This is a genomic window from Streptomyces sp. NPDC041796, assembly GCF_055590785.1.
Map to the genome: position 1 here is coordinate 1 of NZ_JBVJAH010000097.1, position 1,722 is coordinate 1,722.

Consider the following 1,722-nt stretch of genomic DNA (forward strand, 5'->3'; position numbering starts at 1 on the left):
AGCAGCCTCGGCTACCGCAGTCCCGCCGAATACGAGACTGCCCTGGCGGCCTGACCACCACACCGAAGGTGTCCGCCAAAGCGGAACAAGCTCAGACAGGCACACACGCTGGGAAGCTCTGGGCATGCCGTCGGTGAGCCGCTGCCGGGCCATGCGTGGAGGCGGACGGCCAGCGCTCAGTGTGGCTGGTCTCCTGGGACAGTCGTCTGGCCAGACGCGGGGCGGGATACGAGGCTAGGCATCGACCACAGCGACAGCAGGGGAAGCGGCAGGAATTCAACAGCGAGCAACGGCTTGAGGGACACCAGTCCGCGCGGCTGACCCACCTCCAGAACAGGAAGCCCTGACCCGACGAACCCCGTCTGACCACATGGTTATCGCAGCGGCCATCACGCCGTGATAACCATGCATCTGACGTGCCGACACCACTTCGCCTCACCAGCATCGACGGCTTCGATCCACTGCAGCCCTGACACCGCTTCGATCGGTCGATCTAAGAGGTCGTTTTATCCCGGTGTTTCATACCGGAATGGGATGCTTGGTGTGTGGTGTCGGGTCGCGCCAGGAGATGATGTTCTCGCTGGTGAGGCGGCGGGCCATGAGGTCGGTCATGGCGAGGTGGGATCATGGCTTCGGAGCGTTCGGGGAGGGTTTCGTAGTCGCGGGCCAGGCGGCGGTGGAGCATGAGCCAGCCGTAGGTCCGCTCGACCGCCCATCGCTTCGGGATCGGGGTGAACCCCCTGGCCCCTGGGGTGCGGGCGGTGATTTCCATGTCGATGCCGAGGGTGGCGGCGTGTTCGACGAGGTGTTGGCGGTAGCCACCGTCTACCCACACTTTTCGGATGCCGGGGTGTTCTTCGGCGACCTGGTCCAGGAGCTCGGTGCCGGCGACGGAGTCCTGCACGCTCGCCGCGGTGACCAGCACCGCGAGCAGGAGTCCGAGCGTGTCGGTGACGATGCTCCGCTTGCGGCCGGCGATCTTCTTTCCGGCGTCGATGCCCTGGCTGGAGGCGGGCACGCTGGTGGAGGTTTTGACGCTCTGGGCGTCGATCACGCAGGCCGATGGCTCTGGGTCTCGGCCTTCCTTCTCGCGCAGGAGTTGCCGAAGCAGGCCGTTGAGATGGGCGAACACGCCGTCCTGCTGCCACTTCGCGAAGTAGCCGTAGACCGTGTTCCAGTGCGGGAAGTCGTGCGGGAGGTAGCGCCACTGGACCCCGGTGCGGTCCACATACAAGATCGCGTCCATGATGTCGCGCAGGTCGTGCTCCGGCGGCCTGCCGAAGTCCAGCGCCCTGCCCCGGCGCTCGAAACGCCAGGCCGCCAGCACCGGCTCGATCAACTCCCAGCGGGCATCGGACAGATCACTCGGATACGGACGTCGCGTCGGCATGCTTCCGGCGTACCGCCGCGGACCGAGTGCGCCCAGGCGCACAGCGATGACAACGGAAGCACACAGACCGAGAAGGCCGGCGTCCTGGGATGAGACAGACACAAGCCCCACCCGGCCCCACCCGTCACCCCGCCGGACCCACAGACCCCAACAACATCAACTACCTCTTCCACACCGCAATCCCGCCTCCACGGAATCGCCACATATCGGAGCGGTATAGATGAAAACGACCTCTAATACTGCAATCACGCTTGTGTGTGGTTGAGTTGGAGTATGGCTGAGCTTGGGGTGGGGCTGGTTGAGAGGTGGGACGGGGTGCTGGCGGGGTTGCA

1 pseudogene is annotated in these 1,722 nt (G+C 65.2%); it reads right to left on the bottom strand.

Going from position 1 to position 1,722, the window contains the following annotated elements:
* Positions 1-519 precede the first annotated feature (519 nt).
* Positions 520-1,390, bottom strand: a pseudogene (locus tag ACZ6C1_RS39015) (IS5 family transposase).
* Positions 1,391-1,722: the final 332 nt, after the last annotated feature.